Below are 24663 nucleotides of genomic sequence, written 5' to 3'. Positions count from 1 at the left end.
TTATACTTTTTTAAAAGGATAAAAATAAGCCGTGACTTGATTGGCATAGTGCACAATTAAATCGCGATTGTCCGCGGGACGCAAAAAAGGCTGAGTAATAGAATCATCTCTTATTTCACACTCCCCTTTTTGCAGCTCCCAAGGATCATGATAAAGGTCTCCTCTGTAGACATTTCCTTGATGAGTGGTAAATAAGCAGTAGCGCTCTGTAAGCCAATGAGCTAATTCTCTACTGCGATAGGACGGAGAAATACCTCTATATGTAAGCTTTACTCGCTCTTTTTGTGAGTCTCTGTGCGTTCGAACTGACTGAAAAGAAATATGGCTCTGAGTTTTGTTGAATGTCATAGCAGCGTGGTAATAAGGCAAATGAAAAAACTGACGAGCAATCCATACCCCTAGTGGATTGCTTGCGTCTAAACTAAAAAAATAAACGCCTTTTTCCCCTTTATACGTAACATATGTACGCACATTCAGCTCATATAGCTGTGAAAAGATAGGAACTGCGGGCGTTCCTTTAAATCGAATGTCTGTCATCGTAAAAGGCACAAGTGCAATCCATCCTTGACCATCATAGGTGTCAGGCTCTAACTGACTAGGCAATAAAGAAGCCAAAAATGCCGGATCTACAGGCCAATGAATAAACAGTAAATCTTTCCACGTTTGTTTCATTATCCAATTATTTTTCACTTCTTGGTCCCTCCTTTTTCTAGATGTTCTTTCCCATTAATTCAGCGGCTGCCGATTTCCCTGACAAATATGCGCTCTCTAACCGTGAGTGATTTGTTTCGTCTTCCCTTCTTAAAAAAGCATCTCCTGCCACCAGTAGCGACGGCATAATTTTAGCAAAGGGCTGATGAAGAACTTGTTTAACCTCTGCATAGCGCCATTTCTTTAACTGAATGCTTTTAATATGATTTGCACCTATCCATTCTTTTATTTCATTTTTTATCGCCCGCAGCAGCTCATGTTCATGTTCATCAAAATGTTTTTCTGACCAGTCTTTATTCATATATATGCTAAGAACGGGCGTCTTTGATATTCCTTTTTGCTCATGATTAACGATTCTTTGGATTGTGCTAGAAGGATTCGTGATTTGACCATGATCACCATACATCATCTCTGTGTGAAGCTCCACGATAGCAACCAAGCAAGGACTAAATTTCAGTGTATTAAGAATTGATTGGTCCGCTTGCAGCTTACTATTATTAAGTACCTCAACAACCTGGGGAGACGGAGCTGTAAGAATGATATCAGTCGCTTCAAAAATCTCATTTTCTTCTGTATACAGCTGATACCTTCCGTTTTGAAAATCAATGGCTTGAACTTTTCGATTCACGTATACGCGTAGATCTTCAGCTAAATATTTAGCTAGCGCATTCATCCCATTCATACTTTGATACCGAGGGTGATGGTCACCAAACCACTTCTTAACCTTTCTATCAGCTATCCATTTATTTACGTCTTGTTGAAATTCATCGGATCTCACTGTAAAAAATTGAGCTCCGTGATCTGCTTTTCCCTCTCCTACTCTTCGGGTAGCCATTCGTCCCCCTACACTTTTACCCTTATCAAGAAGAAAGACCTCTATTCCTTCTTTTTGTAATTCAGCCGCTGCTGTAAGGCCCGTCATTCCAGCACCTACTATTCCTACTCGTCTCATTTTTTCCTCCTTATTTAACGCATTTACTTACAGTATAAAAAAAGCGGAATGATTGAGCTAATTTAAACTGTCTTTTTCATTTAACTGCTTTTCTGCTTGTCTCAAAAAAATAGTCTACGATTCCATTCAGCTGAGTATACTTGTTGTATACAAATATATCTTTACCTGCTAGCACGTCTACAGATAGGAGGACTGTCACATGATGCTCTATGATATTAAGCATAAAGTATATTACGAAGTATTTAATACAGCTCGCCCTAAAATGAAGGACGCTCACCAAGGACGAAGCTGGGGATATGTTTATAAAAATCTCAATGGACAACCTACAAAGTTTTGGATTGATTTTACGCACGGACGTTTTATGTACTTTCAAGTGGAAGACAAGTGGTATCGCGTGCAATATTTGCAGTCCAATGATAAGAAAAAAACAGCGGATGTCTTTAAAGGCGCTCTCATTGACTTGATTTTAGATGGAATGGATCTCAAGTTAGTACGAGGAAACTTTGAAAAGAGAAGACTCTTAGCTTTATAACACATAGAAAAACAGCCGTAAAAGCAGTCCTGCTTTTACGGCTGTTTAATTGTACGAGGAGTAATCAATATTTCAACCCTCCTATTTTTCGCTTGTCCCTCTGCTGTACTGTTAGATGTTACCGGTTTGAACTCTCCAAATCCTTTTGCACTGAACATGCTTGGATTAAGCTTATCGTTTTTTAAGATAACTTTCATAAAGTTAACTGCTCTCATCACGCTTAACTCCCAGTTGGATTCAAAACCAGCGTTGCGAATAGGTACGTTATCCGTGTGACCGCTAATAATAATATTACGAGGAGGATCAATCACCAAAAGCTCTGAAATATCATTTGCGATTTTTGTATCTTCACTCCGAACTTGTGCTCTTCCTGAATCAAACAATACATTGTCTCGAATGGAAATTAAGAGACCTTCCTCGGTTAACGAAGTCTGTAATTGATTTGTTAAGTTTTTCTTTTGAATATACGCATTAATTTTAGATTGAATTTGCTGAAGCTCTTCTTGATCAGCTTCTCGAATGGTTTGCTCCTTTTGTTCGCTCGTTAACGATTGTGAAGAAGCAGGAGACTGATTAGGGGCTGTCTCCACTTCATTTGTTTTTTCCGTACTTTTAGCTGCAGGGGTATTTGAAGGCTGAACCGCTTCTTCAGATTCCTGCAGAGATTGAAATTCCATCACGCCCGTTCCTCCAACGAACGCTTCATTAAATGCGCGAGAAAGGTTCTTAAATTTCTGCGCATCCACTGAGCTCATTGCAAACAATACAATGAATAAAGCAAGTAAAAGTGTAAGCAAATCTGAGTAAGGAAGCAGCCAGCTTTCGTCAACATGGTCCTCTTCATGCTTTCGTTTTCTGCGTCTACTCATTTATGCCCACTTCACTTTCTTGAAGAAGCTTTTTACGTTCCGCTGTTGGCAAATAAGAAGCCAGCTTTTGCTCAATTACTTTTGGTGTTTCTCCTTCTAGGAGTGAAAGCACTCCTTCGATCATCATATACTTTACCTTTACTTCATGTTTCGATTTACGCTTTAGTTTATTTGCAAACGGATGCCATAGTACATACCCAGTAAAAATACCAAGAAGCGTAGCAACAAACGCCGCGCTGATCGCATGTCCTAGCGTATCTGTATCTTCCATGTTCCCAAGCGCAGCAATTAACCCTATAACAGCTCCAAGTACACCCAGAGTTGGAGCATATGTACCTGCTAAAGCGAAAATACTTGCACCCGTTTGATGTCTTTCTTCCATAGCATCAATTTCTTCAGACAACACGTCTCGTATATAATCCGCACTTTGACCATCAATAGCTAAATTCAAACCATTTTTTAAGAAAGGGTCATCTACATCAATAATTTGGGCTTCAAGTGATAGTAACCCTTCTTTTCGAACAACTTGTCCCCATTCAGAAAACATGGATACTAAATCAACGGGCTGCAGCATTTTTTGTTCTTTAAACAGGACACCAAACAATTTTGGGACTCTTTTGATTTCATTTGAAGGAAATGCAATCACTACTGCTCCGACGGTTCCGACAATAATAATTAAAATAGCAGCCGGATTTCCTAACACAGATGGATTAACCCCTTTGAAAAACATACCTACAATAAGAGAGGCTATTCCTAAAATCAGTCCAATAAAAGATGTTTTATCCATATGTAATTCTCCTATCCTTAACTTCCTGTTCTTTCTTTTTGTGTATTTTATCCTCATCTTTTATTTCGACTATTTCATAGAATTTTTAAGCCTTTTATGAATCATATTTACAATTACAGCTTTTCTCTATTATAAAAACACTTTTTTCAACTTTTCATACAGAATATCTGAAGGTCCAGCTATAATCGCTACAATTTGATTTTCCACATAAATAGCAGCCGTCATCTTATTATCAATATCAGCTAAAATGGCAAATCCGACGTTAATGTTCAACTTTATTCACCTCTGTCACGTTCTTGTTTATTCAACATATAAAAAGAACAGTCTTACCATTTATTTTTCCGTGTCTTATTGACATTTGTAAATTTTATATTAAGATTGTGTAAATGAGTTGACAAAATGGAGGTGATATCATGCTACTAGAAAAATACTGTAAAGACACTGATTTATTGATTATCCAGTTTACAATCGAACTAACAAAAGACATTCACGCTAAAATCTCCGCACGTACTTTATTTTATGAAGAACAGGTGATACGTTATGCTGAAAGAAGAATACGTTCTTTCTTACATCCTCTTTCCCTTAAACATACGCTAAAATTTGTCTATCAATCTGAAATACTACAAACCATTCTATTCAAATTAAAACCAACTTTTGAGCAGCAGCATGTATTGCGCTGTATTTCATCTTAAAAAGGAGTTCCCTTTAGCGGAAACTCCTTTTTGATTTGATTCTACGATATAGACGATATGCTTTTCTGATAACGTTTAACAGCGGGTACGGCAAGCGGATATGGTACTTATCAATAAACGGATAAAAGGTGTAATAAGCTTTTACAAGGTCTGTCCATTTTTTATCAAAACCTTCTTTATAAAAGTCAGAGATATCCACCACATACCCTCTTCCGTCTTTCATCATGACATTTTTACCATGCACATCATACGGGTTTAAACCCTGGCTTGTTGCATAGTCCAAAGCTGCGTTCACATCTTTTATGACTTGTTCTGGAATCTTTATTCCCCGCTGGACGGCATCATACAAGGTAACGCCTGTAAGTCTTTTTAAAATCAAGTACGTCTTTCCCTCATGAAAAAGTTGAGAATAAGCTGGGTGAACGCCCAGCTTTCTATACACTTGCGCTTCTTTCTTTACACCATAAATTTCTCTTCCGTATACTTTCACGACAAATTCAGGATAATTTTCGTGCATAAACACACCGGCATAGTTTCCTTTACCAATAAGTACCCACTCTTTTGTTTTGTTCGTAACTTCAACTGGATCATAGTCACTTTCACTTTGAATCGTAACTTGCGTTAGTAATGATGTTTCAACTAGCGACACCAACTGTTTAATTGTTTTATCCATAGTCCCCTCTAAAAATCCTTCAGTAATCTCTATCAAATATTACCCTATGATAAATCTCAATGCAGGATGTGTCAATAAATTGACAGCCTGATATAAAGAGGAAAAGTATTCCCGTTCATTCAAGACTGCGCGTGAACTTTGTGAACATTCACCTTCAGTTCTTCTTTCATATTCAGCATTACGCCCGCCATCGGAGCAATAGATTCGGGCTTAGTCAGCTGAAATAAAAAGCGCTTTGTCATTTCTGACAGAAAAATGGTGACTATTTCAGTGATATAGTCCATGCCCCTTTCCGCTTGATGCTCAATCCCAAGTGGCATATACATATAGCTTGGGACATCAATGGACCCTCCTTTTTCAAAACGGTCAGGTAAAAATTCACTTGGCTCTAAAAAATAATCTTCATGGCGATGCATCATATAAGGGCTAATTAACATAATCTCCCCTTTTTTAATACTGTAGCCATCTATTTGTATATCTTCACGTGCTTGACGTCCAAATAGCCAAAGAGGCGGATACAACCTCATGCTTTCAGCAATTATTTTGCGCATATAGGTCAGATTTTTGGTTGAAAGTGATTCGCCGCTAGCATAGGCTTGAATTTCTTTATGCAGCTGAAGGTGCTCCCTAGTATTTTGAGATAGTAAATGAATAGACCAGCTGCATACGTGCGTAATCATTTCATACATCGAAAGGAATATAGAATTTAGCTGTTCGTATATTTCTCTTTCATCGCTGTCTTCTCCGTAAGAATTCAATATATACTGCAGTAAATCATTTCCTGCGGTTTTGTTTTGAACACGCATTTGAACGCGTTCAAAAAGGAGTTGTTCTAGCTGCTCATCTGAGTCAGGCTGGTGCAAAGGTAGACGAATATAAATTTTGCCTAACTTTTCTTTTTTTCTCATAAGCGCTTGAACATAGTGAATTTTATCTTTCTCCTCAATCGAAATGCCAAATACAAGTTGAAGGAGTACAGCTATGACTATCTGTCTTATGTCTTTTACTATTGTTCGAAGCTGCCCTTCTTCCCACGTTTCCGTATGCTTTTCAATTATTTTTGCGATTGCTTCCTTATTAAAAGTTAGATGTTGTTTTAGTTGTGAGGGTTGAATGGGGCTCATATATAATGCTTCATCTGTCCATAACATTTCTTCGCCTAGCAGCGTTTTAAACATATGCGTTAGTTTAATTTTTTGAAACGCCTTGCTGTTTGTAATGACTACATCTTTAATAAGTTGAGGGTCTCTCGTTACATAAAAGCGTTTGTGCGCAACTCTAAATGTTGCAATTTCTCCATACTGAGTCAAGTTTTCCAAAAAACCCAGGGGGTTCTCTCTAAACTTTTGCAGGTGACCGGTAAGCTTATACGACGAGGGGCCCTGTATAACCGGCAATGTTATCACTCCTTTTCTAAAAATGCGGGACTTAAACAAATAAAAGAGTAGTCCACTAAAGACTACTCTTTTTCACACAAAGATATGCTATTGATTTTCACAAAAATTCTTACTTATTATTCCATATTGATCCATACGCTTTTCACTTCAGTGTAGTTATCGAGCGCATAACTTCCCATTTCACGACCAATTCCCGACTGTTTATAGCCTCCAAACGGGCTTGCTGCATCAAATACGTTGTAGCAGTTCACCCAAACTGTACCTGCTTTAATACCATGAGCAATATAGTGTGCTTTCTTTAAATCCTGTGTCCAGACGCCCGCTGCTAGACCATATGCTGTATCATTTGCTTTGGCAATTAAATCATCGAGATCGTCAAACGGCATAGCAGCTACAACCGGACCGAAGATTTCTTCACGAGCAATCGTCATTGAATGATCGACATCTGCAAAGATAGTCGGTTCTACGAAATAGCCTTGATCAAATGGAATGTTTCCTCCTGCGAGTACTTCTGCTCCTTCTTCAATTCCTTTATCAATATAGGTTTTCACTCGTTTTTGCTGCTGCGCAGATACAAGCGGACCCATTGTCGTCTCATCTGCTAATCCATTTCCTTGTTTAATAGATTTCGTTTGAGAAACTAAATCAGCTACGACATTATCATATAAGCTTTTTTGGACATACAGACGACTCCCAGCACAACATACTTGTCCTTGATTAAACATAATACCTGAAAGCGCACCAGGAACTGCTTTTGTTAAGTCTGCATCCGGGAGGATAATGTTTGGTGATTTACCTCCAAGCTCTAACGTCACACGTTTTAAGGAGTCGCTAGCTTGCTTCATAATTGCTTTTCCGACAGCAGTAGACCCTGTAAAAGCAATTTTATCGACAAGATCATGATGAACGAGCGGTTCACCTGCTGTTTTCCCGTAGCCTGGCACAATGTTTAGCACGCCTTTTGGGAACCCTGCTTCATCGGCTAGTCGAGCCAAGTAAAGTGCAGAAAGCGGCGTTTGCTCTGCTGGTTTAAGCACAATTGTACATCCAGTTGCCAAAGCAGCTCCGAGCTTCCAAGCGGCCATTAAAAGCGGGAAGTTCCACGGAATAATTTGGCCAACAACTCCTACTGGTTCATATCTTGTATAGTTAAAATACGCTCCTTGCACAGGAATAGTTTGTCCAACCATTTTAGTTGACCACCCAGCAAAGTAGCGGAAATGTTCAATTGCTAATGGAATGTCTGCATTTGATGTTTCACGAATTGGTTTTCCGTTATCAAGCGTTTCAAGCTGCGCAAGCTCCAATTGATGTGTTTCCATTAAATCAGCTAATTTATAAATAAGTCGACTTCTTTCAGCTGCTGACATCTTTGTCCAAGGTCCATGATCAAAGGCTTCTCTAGCCGCTCTGACGGCACGATCAATATCCTCTGGATTTGCTTCAGCTACATCTGCCAACTTTTCACCCGTTGCTGGATTTACTGTTTCAAACGTTTTTCCTGAAACAGAGTCTACCCATTCGCCGTTAATGTATAGCTGTTTAACTCCTTTTAAAAACTCCACTACTTTCGGACTCATTTCAACTTTTTTCGCTCCAAGATTTTGCATCAAATACATACCTCCCCACGAATTTTGAAAACGCTAACAATGAATATTTTACCATGTTATTCAGTAAAATCAACAATTTCGCACACAATATTCTGAATTTTTCTATACATATTCTAGTTATCTAAAATTTATCTTACTAGCACAAATGTGGAAAGAGGCGAAACGTTTACTGTATTTCCTTTCACCGTACGGAGCATTTTTGTTCCTGCCTGTTCGCCGTCAACAAGTAATCTCCACGTTCTGTTAGAAGGTAGATGAACCGTTTGAGCTTGTTTATTTGCATTATGAATCACCATTATTTCGTTTGCTTTATCTTTATTGGCTTTAGCATTTAACGTATAGCCTACTACGTTTGCTGGTGCATCAACAAAGCGTAAATTTTGATGAATAGCCTGTGCACTCGTCATTCTAAATGAGGAATATTGCTTTCGAAGCGCAATAAGTCCCTTCATGTAACCTACTTCTTGGCTGAAAGCTGCTCGACGCTTCCAATCTAACTGATTGACAGAATCGGGTGACTGATAGCTATTATGATCTCCGCCTTTTGTTCTCATAAACTCTTGACCTGCATGTATAAAGTTCATTCCTTGAGATGTTAAAATAATAGAAGAAGCAAGCTTATGCATCTGCTTTCTCGTTTGCTCGGTGTCAGCAGGGTTCGTCAGCTGAAGCTTATCCCATAACGTATGGTTATCGTGTGCTTCTACATACGTCACAACTTGATCCGGGTCTTCATACGTGGCAGTTGAACGATCATAATCAATTCCCGCTGCTATACTTTGCTGTATGAGCTTTTCTTGACCCTGTTTTCCATTAACAAATCCGTTTTCACGATCAAAAAACACGCTGCCTTTAAGACCATCTCGCATACCATCGTTGAAGTGAGCGATGCGCTTCATATCCTGAGCGTTTTTCTGATTAGCTTTTAGCTTAGCATCAAGCTCGGTTCCTAGATCCCAGCCCTCTCCTAAGACGATAATGGAAGGGTCAATTTCATCTAACTTCTTTCTCACTTCATTCATTGTCTTTGTATCGTGAATCCCCATTAAATCAAATCGAAACCCATCAATGTGGTACTCTTTTGCCCAATAAGCAACAGAATCTACAATAAACTTCCGAACCATCTCCCGTTCAGACGCCGTGTCGTTTCCAACACCTGTTCCGTTTGATAAAGTTCCATCTTCTTTATAACGGAAGTAGTAGCCTGGAACTAGTTTATCAAAGCTATGCTCACTCACTGCATACACATGATTATAGACAACGTCCATTACCATACGAAGCTGCTTGTCATGAAGCGTTTGAATCATTTGTTTAAGCTCAATAATTCTCGTCTTAGGATTATATGGGTTTGTTGAATAGGAACCTTCTGGGACGTTGTAATTTTTTGGATCATATCCCCAGTTAAACTGCGGCTCGTTTAATTTTGTTTCATCCACCGTACGATAATCGTAAATAGGCAGGAACTGAACGTGCGTCACACCTAAATCTTTAATATGACTGAGTCCTGTTTTTACTCCATTTGGTCCTTTCGTATTCCACTCCGCTACGCCTAAATATTTTCCTTTATTTTTGATACCGCTCTCTTTTTGAGACGATAAATCTCGTACGTGAAGTTCATAGATAATCGCATCTTCTGGATTTTTAAATTTCGGCTTATTTGCACTCCACTTTCTCGGATTTGTCTTAGCCAAATCTACGACAACTCCGCGATCTCCATTCACCGTTGTTGCTCGTACATATGGATCAACCGCTTCGCTCCAGCTGTTCCCAATTTTTACTTTGTACGTATAAATTAGTTCATCTTGATTTCCTTTTAACTCCGCTTTCCAGGTTCCTTTTTCACTTTTAGTCATAGAAATTTCTTTTACAGCTTTGGAGTTCCATGACGAATAAGTCACTAGCTTTGCTTCGCTTGCGGTTGGAGCCCATACGCGAAAATTTGTTTGTTTCTTAGAATACGTGTTTCCTAAATCGTTTCCGCTATATGCATACTTTTCGTCAAATTCTTTCGTGCGAACGACATTTCCATTAACTACATCAGCTGAGCCGTAGCCTTTTTGCTTAACTTTATACGTTTTTGTAACGTCCAAAGGCTGTTTTGTTATGATCTTAACTTTAGTAGTAGCAGCGTCTTCTCCCTCTTTATAAGGTATCACTTTCTCAATTTGAGCTCCGTCAATTTCAATGTCTCCTAAGCTCTTAAAAGAGTCAAACGGCACGTTTGTTTCTAAGGTGATTTGATTAAATGTATCCATCGTCGCTTTCGTGATTTTCCGAGTGATATCTACTCCAGCTCTATCATAGTAAATCCGATTTTGTCCTTGAACAATCCATACTTCTACATTCCCATCTTTACCAACCTTGGTAATAAAGCGGTCTCCTCCGTCTTTATTTTCCCAATCGCTGTCACTAGTAGAATGGCGTACAATAAAACCAATTTTGTCAAATAAATTACCGCTTCCACTGTTAATCGTGTAAGTCGCTCTCTTCCCAAAATTCGTGTCTTCTGTAAATTCGATTTGCTTGCCTTCTTTTTCATCACCTGGCCATGTCCAAATGTTCCACCCGCTGTAATCTCCGTCGTACCGATGATAATTTAAGGTAACGTTTACTTTATCAAACTTTGGTAAATCTCGGTATTCACCGTCAGGAGGAGACATATATGTATGTTCATCTCCACTTTTCACCCATACTTCTCCTTCACCGTTCTCCACTGAAACGAAGCGGTCTCCTCCATCTTTTTCCCACGACTCTGTTCGAACAATAAAACCTACTTTGTCATAAGTACCGGGTAATTCAACTTCCGCTACTTTTCCAAATTGATCTTCCCCTGTAAATGTGTAAGGCTTCCCTTCTCCTCCTTCAGGAAAAATCCATAACCCCCATTCCTTTGTATCATTTGGAGCAGGCTGATAGTGAATCGTGATTTTTGTTGAGTCTGCTGCAGATGCAAACGATTGCATAAATGGGCTAAAAAAAGAGCTTACTAGTAAGAGTAAAGCCGTCAGTACCATTGCATATTTAGTCCAACTACATTTCAATGAAAACCCTCCTATAAAATAAAATACGTACACATTTTTCACTATAACCTTTTTTGAAAGCGTTATCATAAGTATTTTTTCCTATTTTATGTGGATAAAGAAAAAAAATCCATAGTTAACAATGTTAACTATGGATGAAGTATCTCTTTTACACTTCTGCTGTTTCAGGTGAGATGGTTTGATCGTTGTATACGTTTGTATCTAGTTCTTTTGTTAGTTTACTAGTTACGACTCCGGCTGTCATGCTTCCACTTACATTAAGTGCCGTACGCCCCATATCAATCAATGGTTCTACTGAGATTAATAATCCTGCTAGCGCTACGGGCAAATTCATAGAAGATAATACAAGTAAAGCCGCAAATGTAGCTCCTCCGCCAACACCTGCTACGCCAAACGAACTAATTGCTACAATGGCAATCAACGTGAAAATAAATGAAGGCGTTAAAGGATCAATACCTACCGTTGGTGCAATCATAACGGCTAACATAGCTGGATATATTCCAGCGCATCCGTTTTGACCAATTGTAAGACCAAATGAACCTGCGAAATTCGCAATTCCTTCTGGAACCCCTAACTGTCTTGTTTGTGTATTAACATTCAAAGGTAATGCTCCAGCACTTGTACGGGAAGTAAAGGCAAAAGCCAATACAGGAAATACTTTCTTAACATATGTGATCGGATTTACACCGATAATTGTTAGAATAACTAAGTGAACAATAAACATAGCTGCCAATGCGACATATGATGCTACAACAAACTTTCCCAGTTTAACAATTGCATCAATATCACTCGTTGCTACTGTTTTGGTCATAATTGCAAGTACCCCATAAGGAGTTAAACGAAGAATGAGCGTCACTACACGCATTACAATTGCATAAAGCGTATCAATAATTTTTGAAAATAACGCCGCTTCCTCAGCCTTTTTACGCTTCACACCTAAATACGCAATTCCAACAAATGCCGCAAAGATGACAACGCCAATCGTGGAAGTTGAACGTGCGCCTGTTAAATCAAGAAACGGGTTAGCAGGTAATAATTCTACTACTTGCTGCGGGATTGTTTTTGCTTCTAAACTAGATAAATTGTTTTCTAAGTCCTCCCCGCGCTGAAGTTCTGCTTCCCCTTTTGTGATTTGAACAGATTCTAAATTAAAGCTCGTTGTTGTGAAAATACCAATTGCAGCTGCTACCGCTGTTGTGACAAGCAAAATCCCAATAATTAAACTACTAATCTTTCCAATATTGCTCGTCAATTTTAAGCGAGTGAATGCCGCTACAATCGATACAAATACAAGCGGCATAACAATCATTTGAAGAAACTTAACATATCCGCTTCCTACAATGCTAAACCAATCGGCGGTCATCATCGTTACTTCATGAGTCGGACCATACACCCACTGAAGAGCAAAGCCAAAAATAATCCCCAGTCCAAGCGCTGTAAACACACGCTTTGAAAATGATACATGTTTTTTCTGCATCATAAACAGCCCCGCAAGCAATGCGAGCATAATGAGGATGTTTATGATGACTAATAAGTTATTCATAGATGTTCCCCCTGTAATTTTTCCCATAAATTATGTCTCTATTACTTATAATATAACAATACCAATAAGTCAACTAGGTTTTATGTTTTTTCCTGAAGACAGTTTTTTTGAATAATTTTGACAAAACAAAAAAGCTAAGGATTTTCCTTAGCTTTCTATTTTACGCTTGTATGTACTTCAGTGGTCTTTTGCTCCGTTACCAGAGATAGTCTTTCTTTCATCACACCGGATGTACTACAATTCATATATAAGATTACATTTCATATAATTCATTTAGCCATTTTACAAACAAATGTCTGGGTAATTCTAGTTCGTGAAGCTCGACATATTGAATATCAGACAGCGTCGTCCCTCTAGCCATATAAAAGTACCACTGCCAGCCAATATCTTTAGCAATGGCATAGGATTTAGCTAGATCTTGTCTATTATCTGTCTGCTGCATATCATTCATCCACTGCGTTTCATCCGCTTCATACTCATAATAATGGAGAGTATATTTATCACACCAATACGTAAGATCCTGATGGGAAAACGGATTTTCTCCGTCACATACTTGAAGCAATAGCATTCTTAAATTTTCCGGTGTATACGGTAATATAATTTTTTGATCTGCACGTCTCATTTTGCTACCTTCCTGACATGTTCGTTTCTTTTATTACATCATGTACGGCTGCGTTTAGCAATAAGAAATGGATGACGTTTTCATTACTTTTCGTTTACAACATTTCATTTGCTTGCAAAAACCGCCGTATCTTTGACATACAGAGGCAGTCGGATTTTAACAATCGTCCCTTTGTTCTGCTCACTCTCAATCTGCATGGTACCGTGATGATCATGAATAATTTTGGAGCTGATTGTTAATCCAAGCCCCATTCCTTTTTCTTTTAAAGTAAAAAACGGTTCTCCTATATGTTCTAGACGGTCTTTAGAAATTCCTACTCCTTCATCTCTAACTTCTATAAAAATATGGTTATCCTGCGCTGTTTTGATTGTAATATAAATATTTCCAGGCCTATCCATGGCTTCAATTGCGTTTTTAAAAACATTAAGTAATACTTGAATAAGGTGATTTTTATTTCCATACACACTAGCGTTATTTGTTTGTTCATCGTATAAGAAGTCAATGTTTTTCAATAAAGCTTCATGGGAAGTTAAACTCATTACATACTTAACCGCTTCGGTAAGAGAAAACACGCGAAAATGTTCACTTTCAGGTTTTGACAAAAGAAGCATTTCACTGACAATACCATTAATTCGTTCCAGCTCATCAAGCATGATGTTAGCATACCCTATTGCGGATCGGTCTGTTTCTTTCATGAGCTGAACAAACCCTTTAATACTCGTAAGCGGATTTCTAATTTCATGGGCAATTCCGGCAGCTAATTCGCCTACTACAGAAAGCTTTTCCTTTTTTATGAGAAGCGCTTCTGCAAGCTTTTGCTGAGTGATATCTCGTCCAATCGTGATAAGAGCTTTTCTTGAGCCATCATCAAAAAACACAGGTACTTTAATAACATCAAATGTTTTGACCTCGCCGTTTGGTATTTCAAATGCTTCTTCCGTGCGTACCTTTTCCTTTTTTCTCCAAGCTTCTTCATCCGATGAAATACAGTGTAAGAAAGCGGCTTGAAAGAAAGGCACAAGTTCCCCGAGTTCTGCATCGGTTTTACCCCTGTAATCAATACCCTTTAAATGATAAAGTTCTCTTCCAAAATCATTCACCGCCACCCATTTGCCAGCCCCATCTTTAAAACAAATAAAATCTGGCATTGAATTTATTAATGTAGCAAGCTGATATTGTTCATCAGACACCTGGGTATGAACCGAACGCTTATAAAGTAAATAAAACGTGCCAGCCGTTACGCCCACTAGTAAACTATCTTTTATCAAACTGCTAAGAGCATATGCTCCTTTAAAAAATGCCATTGTTTGAAAGACGATGTACACCCCTACAAGCAGAAGACCCGCTACCGCCGCTGCTTTTCGTATACCCTCCCTATTTTTTATCAATATTTCCCACCAGCCTTTGTTTTTTACGTTAACACTCTCTATGTCTCATCAATTAAGTTCTGAACATTCTTCTTACTTTTAAACTAGTTTACCTTATTTTTTTATTCTTATCTAATACCTTTTTTCATTACTTTTGACACAGTTTCTTTTATCCCCCTTTATTTTTTTCCGCATTTTCATTTATTTGAATTATTTTCTCTATCAAAATAGGAATTTAGATACGGAATACTCTGGAACATTTAGGTATTAATGCTCTTTTTTGTATTTTCTTAATATTGTAAATTCGAATAGTACCAACTACATCGATAAATTTAGGGGGATTTTAATGAAAAAAACCGTGATTTCTTTGGCTGTAGCAACAAGTTTGACTTTATCTTTTACAAGTGTACAAGCTTCTACTTCTGCAAATGCTTCTCACCATCAAAGTTCTGAACAAAAAGTATTAAAAAAAGTCAATACTGAGAAAATTTATCAAGACATTGCGTATCTCTCAAAAAAACCTCGTGTGGCAGGAACTGAAGCTGAACGCGAAGCTGCTACATTTGTTCAAAAGCGTTTGTCTAAACTAGGCTATGAGAGCGCAGTAGAGCCTTTTGCCTTTACCGGTTACACACCAGCAGCTAGTTTTTCACTAAGCGTAAACGGTACCAGCTACTCTCCCACAACTTTTACTTATAGCACCAATGGAAATGTCACAGCTGAAATTGTAGATGGAGGGCTGGGTACAAAAGATAATTTAGCAAACAAAGATGTGACAGGTAAAATTGTATTAGTTCAGCGAGGCACTATTACTTTTGGTGAAAAAGTATTAAATGCTGCTGAAAAAGGGGCTGCAGCCGTCATTATTTTTAATAATACAGATGGTGAGCTAAACGGAACGCTTGGCGGCGCTAATGATAACTACATTCCGTCTCTTGCTGTTACCAAAGAAGAAGGTGAAAAGATTCTTACTTCTATTCAAAAAGGCGAAAAGCCTTCAGGTACAGTAAAAATTGAAGGAGCTGTCGTAAGTGAGCGAACATCTTATAATGTAACCGCTACTAAACCTTCTACTTTTAAGAAAAAAGGAACAAATGATATTATTGTAGTAGGTGCTCATCATGATTCTGTGGCCGGAGCGCCTGGGGCAAATGACGATGCTTCTGGAACTGCAATGGTGCTTGAATTAGCTCGCGTATTTAAAACTCTTCCTACTGATACAGAACTGCGATTTGTTACATTCGGAGCCGAAGAAGTAGGCTTACTAGGATCCGAGCATTATGTTAGTGAGCTATCTGAAGATGAGAAAAATCGTATTGTTGGAATGTTTAATTTAGACATGGTGGGAAGTCGAGATGCGGGAGATTTGGTAATGAATACAGCTGATGGAACACCAAATCTTGTCACAGAATTAGCTCAAGCTTCAAGTACAAGATTAAATGGAGCACCTACGCCATTCCAAGCTGGCGGCCGCAGTGATCACGTTCCTTTTGCAGAGGCAGGAATACCGGCTGCTCTATTTATTCACAGTCCGTCTGAACCTTGGTATCATACGCCTGAAGATACCCTCGATAAAATCAGCAAAGAAAAACTTCAAGATGTGGCTGAGATTGTTGGAACAGCTATTTACGATCGTTCCCGTCCCGATCAACAAGGTTCTTCCGTTAAAAAGAAAGCAACATTTAAAGCTCCTCATCTTTATCACGAGCAAGATGTCAAATAAGAATCTATCCCTGTTATTCATACATGACCAAAAAAGAGATGTTTATGCATCTCTTTTTTTGATAAGCAGATTTCTCAAGGTTTTAAATTCATTATGCTACAATTATTATAAAGGAACCTCACTTATTGCTTACATAAAAATTTTGACCAAATGAGGTGTATTTTTTGGATTTTACGGTAGACCATTCAATTTTTTTATTATCTATTCTCCTTGTCATAGGGGTACTCACTGCCAAGTTCTCTACTCGCCTTGGCGTCCCTTCGCTTGTACTCTTTATTATTGTAGGAATGGTTGTTAGCCACTACATCTACTTTGACAATGCTCTTTTAACACAAGGATTCGGAATATTAGCGCTTATCATTATTCTTTTTGATGGAGGCGTGCAGACCAAATGGAAAGATGTCAAACGCGTTGTTCGCCCTTCCGTTTCATTAGCTACTTTCGGAGTCCTCATTACGACAGTTTTAACGGGTGTACTTGCCAAATATATTTTGGGCGTTACTTGGCTTGAAGGCTTTTTATTTGGGGCAATCGTTGGCTCTACAGATGCTGCAGCCGTGTTCTCTGTACTAGGGACACAGAATATCCGCCAAAAACTAAACTCCACGCTAGAAGCAGAATCTGGTTCCAATGATCCGATGGCCATCTTCTTAACCGTTTCTATTATTGAATTAATTCAACATCCGGACTCTCCTATCCTCTCATTAATCCTTAATTTCTTTTGGCAAATGGGAATCGGGCTGGTACTTGGTTTAGTACTCGGAAAAGCATCCGTTTGGATTATTAATCGAATTAATTTAGATTCTTCAGGTCTTTACCCTGTGCTTACATTGTCATTGGCCGCCTTAACCTATGGAATTTCCACATTTGTAGAAGCAAGCGGTCTACTTGCTGTATACGTAATGGCAGTGGTAGTAGGAAATGCAGATCTAACTTATCGTCACACAATTGTCCGCTTTAACGAAGGTTTTGCATGGATGATGCAAATTTTAATGTTTATTTTACTCGGCCTTCTTGTCTTTCCTAATCAACTGCTAGATATCATTTGGCAGGGTATACTGTTATCTCTTTTACTTATGTTTGTCGCTCGTCCACTCGGCGTATTTCTTTCGATGATGTTTGCTAAATACTCATCCAAAGAAAAACTGTTTATTTCTTGGGCCGGTTTAAAAGGAGCTGTTCCAATTGTATTGGCTACTTATCCTATGATGGCAGGTTTGGAGAACAGCACGCTGATTTTTAACGTCGTTTTCTTTGTTGTCTTAACTTCCGCTCTTCTTCAAGGAGCAACAATCGCTCCTTTAGCCAAATTTCTAAACTTTTCTCAAGGTGAAAAAGAGACGGTTCCTCACAGTCTCGAGCTTGTTTCGATGGGCAAAACCAAAAATGAAATGATTGAGTTGAAGCTCGTGGAACATGCAGATATATCAGGAAAATCGCTTGAAGAACTTCACCTCCCTGAAGACATTTTAGTGACTGCTGTTATTCGAGATGATAAATTACTTACACCTAGAGGAAATACACAAATTTTTGCAGGTGATACATTATATATTCTTATTTCGAAGAAAAAACGAGATGAAGTAAAAGCATTTTTCCAAAAAAATACGTCTGATGGGGACGAAAGAGAAGGAAAAACCAGTTAAAAAATTGGTTAAAGTCTTTACGAGAAAAACAGCACCCGATTATTGAACGGAGTGCTGTTTTTGCTGCTGCATCAAATAAAGAGATTTATAATTGGGGTGATGTTTTAAAAGTTCTGAGACCGTTACAAATTTATACCCCTCTTCCTTTAACTTCGGTAAAATTTGTTTTAATGCTTCAATGGTTTGGGTTCGATCTCCTCCCGTATCATGAAACAATACAATATCTCCTGACCTGGCATGGTTAAGCACTTGACTTACAATTTTACCTACGCCTGGATTTCTCCAATCAAATGTATCTTGATGCCAAGACCAAAGAATAATGGTATACTGCTGATTTTTAGCAGCTTTTACTACCCGATCGTCATAATAGCCAGTAGGTGGGCGAAACAGGTAAGGTTTTATTCCTGTAATAGCTTGTATACGTTCATCCGCTTTTTCAATTTCTTGTTCAATTCTCTCTACTTCCTGGCCCCTTACTTTCAAATGGCTATATGTATGATTAGCAAGTTCATGACCTTCACGAACTTCTCTTTGAGCAAGCTTGGGAAAAGACGTTATTCGATCGCCCACTACAAAAAAAGTTGCTTTGGCACCGTACTTTTGCAATAAATTCAAAATGGTCGGCGTATATTTAGGATCTGGTCCATCATCAAATGTAAGCGCAATCAACTTTTCGTCTTTCATGGGAACTTCCCACACGATATCTCCTTTTTTTTCATAATAAAATCTGCTCTTCTTTGCAGCATCCGCCTGAATACCATAGAAATTAATGGAAACAATAATAATAATTGACAAGCACCATTTCACTCAATGACCTCCTTTTTTGTCTAGGTGTGATTCATGCGTATTGTCAATAAACGCTTTGATACCAACTGCAAATAATCGTTCATCACCCAAACACACGCGCTGTTGACGGCGATTAGCTGCAGAAGTTGATTTACGGTTTTTCATAGTCTTCTCTCCATTACTAATTGATTGTGTTTTTAGCTTTACCAAAAAGTCAAAAATAAACCTACGGGTTCTAACATGGCGAAAACATTTTTTTATAGTAACTACACGCTGTCTAGCGTTTTGAATAGGAGATATATACATGCGAAAATTTTATTTAGCTTTTCTGTTAATGATAAGCACAACCATGGTTATACTGCCTTCTGTTAAAGCAGTCAGTGAAAGCAACGAGAAACATCAGCAACTCACCGTAAGCGAACAAGGATATTCTCTTTCATTGCCCGGTGAATATACGCTTCAAAAAGAAGAGGATGGAAAAGATATTCTTTTTTCAACCAAGACTCCCTATACGTGGATGCGAATTGAAGTCCTTTCCGGGAAAGAAAGTACAAGCAAATCATATCTAGATCGTTCAAAAGAATTGTTTGATGACCAGTTTGGAAAATCGTTAAAAATTTCTTCTACATCCCTATTTATTCAACCTGTTGTGTTTGCATCTACATCAGGGAGTAAAAAAGAAACGGCAAAGCTGTATGTACTGAGAGAAACAAAGGGGCACCCTGCTTTAAAAATCACGATGGTTACAGCTAAAAATTCTGATGATGAAAAAAAGTTAATTTCAATTGTTAACTCAGTAAAAATGCATGAATGAAAATAGATAAGGAAGCCAGCTATGAAAAAAAAGATATTTCTTGTTTGCTTTATATGTTTGATGAGTGGCTGCTCAACTGCTTTTCGTGAAGAGCTTATTAACACACAAGAAGAAATTCCAAAAGAACGCCTGCCACAGCAAAAGTTCACCTATCCTTACAAAGGAAGCAGCAGAACAGATGCGGGTTATCTTAAAAGAAGCACCAATCAAAACTATACGCTTTACGTACTAGAAGGATACGAGTTTACAGAAGAAGAGCCACGAAGAGATGTCATTTACAACAAAAAAAATGATGCTTTGTGGATGCGGATTGAAGTGTTTCCACCAAATAAAAGTGTAAAGGAGCTCAATAAAGAAACAAAAGAAATTTTAAGAGCTGGCTTTTCAGAAGTGGCTTCTCTTGATACACACCTCATTCATCATAACTTAGAGATAGCAGCTGCGTACAAAGCATCAGATGATAAAAGTAACGCATACGGTTTTCTCGTTCGAAAGCAAAATCAACACCCTACTTTCCGGTTAACGATCTTTGCTCCTAAATCTGAAAGAGATTTAACTCCATTTTTAGAAATGGCGAGAACGCTTCAAAATGCATAAAACAGAGAAAAAGTCGGTTTACAAAGTGTGTAAACCGACTTTTTCTTTATTTCATATCTAATAGTTTAGTTTTTAAATCTTTTTCCATTTGATACAGCTCTGATTCTGCCTCGGTACGCTTCGTACGTCCTTCTTCTTGTATCTTTAGCACTTCTTCTAACGTGGTAATCAAATCGGACTGCGTTTTTTTCAATGTTTCGATATCGACAATCCCCGCCTCGTTTTCACGAGCTACTTCAATCGTGTTCTGCTTGAGCAGCTCTGAATTTTTAGTAAGCAAGTCGTTTGTTGTCTTAGATACTTGCTTTTGGGCTTCCATTGCTTTCTTTTGGCGTAATAAAGTGGTTGCGATTACTACTTGATTTTTCCAAAGTGGAATAGCTGTTAAAATAGAGCTTTGAATTTTTTCCACAAGGGTCTGATTGACTTCTTGAATTAATCGAATCTGCGGTGCACTTTGAATGGCAATTTGACGGCTCAGTTTTAAATCATGCACTCGTTTTTCTAGCCTATTGATAAATTGATTTAAATCATTGACCTCCTGAGCCATCAAGTAGTCATTTTTTTGAGATGCTGTTTGCTGAAGCTGGGGCAGCGTTTCATTCTGCAGCGCCACTAACTTGTATTCGGCCGCTGCAATGTAGACGTTAAGCGCCTCGTAAAACTGTTTATTTTTATCATATAAGCTATCTAGCATCGTAATGTCTCGATACAGCATTTGTTTTGAGCGCTCTAACTTATCTGCAATTTTATCAATTTCAACATTAATGCTTTGATATTTTGTTAATAAATTTTGAATAGGCCTAGAGACTCCTGAAAATAATCGACCGATGACTCCTTTTTTCTTTGCAGAAAAATCATCGGGATTCACTTGGCGAATCTTACTCATTAAATCTCCTATAACGTCTCCTACTGGTCCCGTATCTTTCGTTTGTACATGCTGTAGTACAGATTGAGAAAACTGAGATAGTTCTGACTGAGCTGCTACCCCGTACTGTAAGATAGCCTGCTGATTTTTATAATCAATTTGATTTGCGATTTTCTGTGCTTTTTCCTGATATTCCGGCGTCAAATCATCGTATGTGTTTCTTTTTGCAGCGCGAGAGTCCGATTGTATCTGCGGGGTAGGCGACGCAAAAGGATCATCAAGCAGCGCATCTAACGATTGATTTTGATTATATTCTTTCATCATAAAATCCCATCCTTTGCATTTACGTTACTTTGTGCGATTAGTAGCTGTCGGTATATACGGCTGCTCTTCTTCAAATGCTTGTTTTAGCACTTTAAGCTCTACATCTAATGTCAGCTTATCTTGTGAAAGGGCATTTGTTAATAAATGCTCATACTTCCCTGATAACCCGCGCAGCATGTCTTCCGCTTCATGAAGACTTTCTTTTACTTCTATGCTTTTCGTTGGTTTTGATAATAAAAACATATACCTTTCAATGACGGTAACCGTTGATTGTAAGTAGTTCGTAAAAAAGGGCTGAACATCTTTATATCGTGCGGGCTCTTTTTCTACCATTTCAATGATGCTTTTACCTACTTTGTATAGTTTAGAAAGTTCTGTCCACATATGAACAGACCGAATTTTAAAACGATAGCTTCCAATGGTTCTTAATTGCTTTTTTGCCTCTTTTACTTGATGACGAACGTATGCAATTTCTTCTCTATACGGATTTTGATAATGACGTCGAGCACTGCTCATAATAAAAAACAGGCTCATCACGACCATTACTCCTATACTAATGCCAAGGGATTGAATCATCGTGGTACTAAATCCAAAATAGCTGACCGGAACGGCTACTGCTCCTGTTGCCCAAATGGCAAGAATCTTTTTTATGATTCGAACGACTTTCATCGCTTTCACTCCTATCTCAAATGTGACCGAACTTTTAAACGTATACATATTATACCATTGTCTTCCGGTGTCTTAAAACGATTACTATTATAATTTATATACGGATAAAACCTTTAAAGGTTTCATAAACCAAAAAAACAGGCAGCTATTAAAAGCTGCCTGTTTTTTATTGATCTTCGCGCTTGTTGTAATCATACTTCGAGCGTTCAATTGGTTTGAACCCTTCTGGTGTATGAAAGCGGAGTAAATCTCCGTAAACAAGTTTATCTGATAGTTCTAGCTTTTTCTTAACTAGTTCATCATACTTATCATACTGTTTCGCTTCCTTATCTGAAAGCTGCTTGCCCGTTGCGTTGTCATACACTTTCTGATCAACTTTTGTTACCTTAGGTGTAACAAAGTCACCGTTACGGAAAGGTACAACTTGCTGATGTTCTTTTGATAATAAGTCTGTACCAAAGTCAATATAGTCTTTTGTATCAAGACCTAATAAATGCATCACTGTTGGACGAACATCTACGTCTCCTCCATACGTATGATTTACGCCGCCTTTAAGGCCTGGTGAAGTAATAAATAATGGTACGCGCTGCAGCTGAGCTTGTTCAAAATCATTGATGTTTTTACCCATTACTTTGCCCATTGCACGCTTATGGTTTTCAGAAATACCGTAGTGGTCACCGTACATCACAACCATCGTATTGTCTGCTAAACCAGAGGCCTGTAAATCCTCAAAGAATTGCTTAATTGATTCATCTAAATAACGAGCCGTTTGGAAGTATTGGTCAACTGACTTATCTCCCGTATTGTGAGGTCCAATCGTTTGGTCTTCCTTATCTAGCGGATAAGGGAAGTGGTTTGATAACGTAATGAACTTCGCGCTAAATGGCTGCTTTAAGCCTTTTAGGTACGGCATTGATTCTTTAAAGAATGGTTTATCTTTTAAACCATAGTTTAGCGTATCTTCGTCTGACATATTGTAATAAGCTGAATCAAAGAATTTTTCTACACCCATTGATTTATACATTTCATCACGGTTCCAGAACGATTTTCCATTTCCGTGGAACACAGATGTTGTATAGCCTTGCTGATCTAGAATACCAGATAGCGACTGATAGGTGTTATTTGCTTTTGTTGTAAATACAGAACCTTGAGGTAAGCCGAATAATGAGTTCTCCATCATGAATTCAGCATCTGACGTTTTACCTTGCCCTGTTTGATGGAAGAAGTTATCGAAATACATTGTGTTCTGATCTTTTAATAGTGAATTTAAGAATGGTGTTACTTCTTCACCATTTAACTTATAACCAATCATAAATGACTGAAGTGACTCTAATGAAATATAGATGACGTTTTTGCCTTTTGCTTGACCGAAATATTCTTTGTTCGGCTCAGCATATGTTGCTTTTGCATAGTTCTCTACCTCAGCCACATCACTGCTATCTGCTAGCGCGCGCTGTGCTGAAGATTTCGAGCTCTGGATGATGTCATAGATCGTATAGTTATACGTTCCTAAATATTTTACTAAATAGTTGCGGTCAAATGTTCTTGTTAATAGTTGAGGACGATCCATTTCCGCTAGTGCGATGTTGGCACTTAAGAATAAAATCCCTGATAAAAATACACCTGTCACAGTACGTCGACTAATTGTTGCTGGTAAGTCAACTTTTTTCCATATTACTAAAACTAAAAGAATAAAGAAATCTGTGAAGTATAAAATATCAGTTGGGCTAATTAAAGCCATGGCACTGCCACCTAATTGACCAAAGTTGTTTGACTGAGTCAATACAGGAACAGTAATAAAATCATTAAAGAAGCGATAGTATACTACATTTGCGTACAGGATGAATGAAAGTAAAAAATTCATTCCAAGCAGTGCTCGTACTTTTCCGCGCCCTTTAAATAGTAGTGCAATGGCAAAAAAGAAAATTGCCGAACCAATTGGGTTTATGAAAAGTAAAAACTTTTGCATAAAATTATCTAGCCCTAAGTTAAATTCGATACGATAAACGGTATACGTTTTAATCCAAAACAACAAAACTGCAATTAGAAATAACGGCAGCTGTTTCGAAAAAATATTTTTACCGTTTGTCATGAGCTGTTTCATATTCCCACCTCTGTCTCTATTGAAATTTAAGCTCACTTTTATTTTTATAGTAAATGTAAAAAGAAATCTCCCTTACAAAAAATGTAAGAGAGCTAATCTGTTCTTTCACATTTTAACTCTTTAAAAAAAATTGTCAACACCGCTACGTATAATTTTCACCAAACGTGAGAAAATAACTACTTTCTTATTCCCAGCTATATAGGCTTTCAAACACAAATGTTTCCTATGCTTTTTTTCTTCTCACTATTTAATACGGACAGCTTCTCTTTAAGTTTCACTATTTTATATTTATTTTTTATTTTGTCCACTATACATATAAATTTAACACTTGCCTTAGTT

At 38.0% G+C, this 24663-nt stretch carries 23 protein-coding genes; 6 read left to right on the top strand and 17 right to left on the bottom strand.

What is annotated here, in order from left to right; genetic code table 11:
- Both AC0C45_RS19580 and AC0C45_RS19575 read right to left on the bottom strand, forming a co-directional pair.
- Entirely contained in the window at positions 1-690 is a 690-nt protein-coding gene (locus tag AC0C45_RS19580) for a YqjF family protein (protein WP_047933196.1), read from the bottom strand.
- A 19-nt stretch (positions 691-709) separates the two neighbouring features.
- A complete protein-coding gene (locus AC0C45_RS19575) occupies positions 710-1663 on the bottom strand; it encodes an NAD(P)/FAD-dependent oxidoreductase (protein WP_034652674.1) in 954 nt (317 codons plus the stop codon).
- A 199-nt stretch (positions 1664-1862) separates the two neighbouring features.
- Here AC0C45_RS19575 and AC0C45_RS19570 point away from each other — a divergent pair, with 199 nt between their 5' ends.
- Positions 1863-2195, top strand: a complete 333-nt coding sequence (locus AC0C45_RS19570) for a hypothetical protein (RefSeq protein WP_013056747.1) — start codon at positions 1863-1865, stop codon at positions 2193-2195.
- Positions 2196-2230: 35 nt separating this feature from the next.
- Here AC0C45_RS19570 and motB read toward each other — a convergent pair whose 3' ends face one another.
- The 3 genes from motB to AC0C45_RS19555 all read right to left on the bottom strand — a co-directional run bounded on the left by motB (position 2231) and on the right by AC0C45_RS19555 (position 4124).
- A complete protein-coding gene (motB, locus tag AC0C45_RS19565) occupies positions 2231-3064 on the bottom strand; it encodes a flagellar motor protein MotB (protein WP_047933194.1) in 834 nt (277 codons plus the stop codon).
- Positions 3057-3851 carry a flagellar motor stator protein MotA gene (gene motA, locus AC0C45_RS19560; protein WP_013056745.1) on the bottom strand — a complete coding sequence of 265 codons (795 nt, stop codon included), beginning with the start codon at positions 3849-3851 and terminating at the stop codon, positions 3057-3059. Before motA ends, motB begins: the two co-directional genes overlap by 8 nt.
- A 129-nt stretch (positions 3852-3980) precedes the next feature.
- The gene (locus AC0C45_RS19555; protein ID WP_014460421.1) at positions 3981-4124 is read right to left on the bottom strand and encodes a hypothetical protein; all 144 of its coding nucleotides are present in this window, start codon (positions 4122-4124) and stop codon (positions 3981-3983) included.
- A 140-nt stretch (positions 4125-4264) separates the two neighbouring features.
- Between AC0C45_RS19555 and AC0C45_RS19550 the strand changes: the two genes are divergently transcribed.
- Positions 4265-4543, top strand: coding sequence for a hypothetical protein (locus tag AC0C45_RS19550; protein WP_047933193.1), 279 nt, complete (start codon positions 4265-4267; stop codon positions 4541-4543).
- Positions 4544-4556: 13 nt separating this feature from the next.
- Here the strand turns inward: AC0C45_RS19550 and AC0C45_RS19545 are convergent, their stop codons facing one another.
- From AC0C45_RS19545 to AC0C45_RS19515, 7 genes are all read right to left on the bottom strand, one after another.
- A complete protein-coding gene (locus AC0C45_RS19545) occupies positions 4557-5216 on the bottom strand; it encodes a serine/threonine protein kinase (RefSeq protein ID WP_016763860.1) in 660 nt (219 codons plus the stop codon).
- A 119-nt stretch (positions 5217-5335) separates the two neighbouring features.
- The gene (locus tag AC0C45_RS19540) at positions 5336-6622 is read right to left on the bottom strand and encodes a cytochrome P450 (protein ID WP_080743223.1); all 1287 of its coding nucleotides are present in this window, start codon (positions 6620-6622) and stop codon (positions 5336-5338) included.
- Positions 6623-6729: 107 nt separating this feature from the next.
- The gene (locus tag AC0C45_RS19535; protein WP_013082880.1) at positions 6730-8223 is read right to left on the bottom strand and encodes an aldehyde dehydrogenase family protein; all 1494 of its coding nucleotides are present in this window, start codon (positions 8221-8223) and stop codon (positions 6730-6732) included.
- A gap of 128 nt (positions 8224-8351) precedes the next feature.
- The gene (gene pulA / locus AC0C45_RS19530) at positions 8352-11333 is read right to left on the bottom strand and encodes a type I pullulanase (protein WP_472928579.1); all 2982 of its coding nucleotides are present in this window, start codon (positions 11331-11333) and stop codon (positions 8352-8354) included.
- A gap of 79 nt (positions 11334-11412) precedes the next feature.
- Complete coding sequence (locus tag AC0C45_RS19525) at positions 11413-12807, bottom strand: L-cystine transporter (RefSeq protein WP_016763857.1); 1395 nt, start codon at positions 12805-12807, stop codon at positions 11413-11415.
- A 253-nt stretch (positions 12808-13060) separates the two neighbouring features.
- Entirely contained in the window at positions 13061-13429 is a 369-nt protein-coding gene (locus tag AC0C45_RS19520) for a hypothetical protein (protein ID WP_013082877.1), read from the bottom strand.
- A gap of 104 nt (positions 13430-13533) precedes the next feature.
- The gene (locus AC0C45_RS19515) at positions 13534-14817 is read right to left on the bottom strand and encodes an ATP-binding protein (protein WP_026106558.1); all 1284 of its coding nucleotides are present in this window, start codon (positions 14815-14817) and stop codon (positions 13534-13536) included.
- A 325-nt stretch (positions 14818-15142) separates the two neighbouring features.
- On the opposite strand from AC0C45_RS19515, the gene AC0C45_RS19510 reads away from it, so the two are divergent.
- Complete coding sequence (locus tag AC0C45_RS19510; protein WP_237893913.1) at positions 15143-16519, top strand: M28 family peptidase; 1377 nt, start codon at positions 15143-15145, stop codon at positions 16517-16519.
- A 164-nt stretch (positions 16520-16683) separates the two neighbouring features.
- Positions 16684-18162: a potassium/proton antiporter gene (locus tag AC0C45_RS19505; RefSeq protein WP_016763855.1), complete on the top strand. Its 1479-nt coding sequence runs from the start codon at positions 16684-16686 to the stop codon at positions 18160-18162.
- A gap of 39 nt (positions 18163-18201) precedes the next feature.
- Here the strand turns inward: AC0C45_RS19505 and AC0C45_RS19500 are convergent, their stop codons facing one another.
- Entirely contained in the window at positions 18202-18969 is a 768-nt protein-coding gene (locus AC0C45_RS19500; RefSeq protein ID WP_013056735.1) for a polysaccharide deacetylase family protein, read from the bottom strand.
- The gene (locus tag AC0C45_RS19495; protein WP_013056734.1) at positions 18970-19113 is read right to left on the bottom strand and encodes a hypothetical protein; all 144 of its coding nucleotides are present in this window, start codon (positions 19111-19113) and stop codon (positions 18970-18972) included. It abuts the gene before it with no gap.
- 139 nt (positions 19114-19252) lie between these two features.
- On the opposite strand from AC0C45_RS19495, the gene AC0C45_RS19490 reads away from it, so the two are divergent.
- Both AC0C45_RS19490 and AC0C45_RS19485 read left to right on the top strand, forming a co-directional pair.
- Positions 19253-19762, top strand: coding sequence for a hypothetical protein (locus tag AC0C45_RS19490; RefSeq protein WP_034652689.1), 510 nt, complete (start codon positions 19253-19255; stop codon positions 19760-19762).
- A gap of 21 nt (positions 19763-19783) precedes the next feature.
- Positions 19784-20359 (top strand): hypothetical protein, encoded by a 576-nt coding sequence (locus tag AC0C45_RS19485; RefSeq protein WP_013082871.1) that lies wholly within the window; start codon positions 19784-19786, stop codon positions 20357-20359.
- A 46-nt stretch (positions 20360-20405) separates the two neighbouring features.
- Here the strand turns inward: AC0C45_RS19485 and AC0C45_RS19480 are convergent, their stop codons facing one another.
- The 3 genes from AC0C45_RS19480 to ltaS form a co-directional block, all read right to left on the bottom strand.
- A complete protein-coding gene (locus AC0C45_RS19480; protein ID WP_047933188.1) occupies positions 20406-21551 on the bottom strand; it encodes a toxic anion resistance protein in 1146 nt (381 codons plus the stop codon).
- 24 nt (positions 21552-21575) lie between these two features.
- The gene (locus AC0C45_RS19475) at positions 21576-22220 is read right to left on the bottom strand and encodes a 5-bromo-4-chloroindolyl phosphate hydrolysis family protein (protein WP_013082869.1); all 645 of its coding nucleotides are present in this window, start codon (positions 22218-22220) and stop codon (positions 21576-21578) included.
- A 166-nt stretch (positions 22221-22386) separates the two neighbouring features.
- Positions 22387-24324, bottom strand: a complete 1938-nt coding sequence (ltaS, locus tag AC0C45_RS19470; RefSeq protein WP_047933186.1) for a lipoteichoic acid synthase — start codon at positions 24322-24324, stop codon at positions 22387-22389.
- Positions 24325-24663: the final 339 nt, after the last annotated feature.

The sequence above is a fragment of the Priestia sp. VA7 genome (assembly GCF_055710015.1).
The sequence above is the reverse complement of the archived record's forward strand: the minus strand, read 5'-3'. Positions and strand labels throughout refer to the sequence as shown.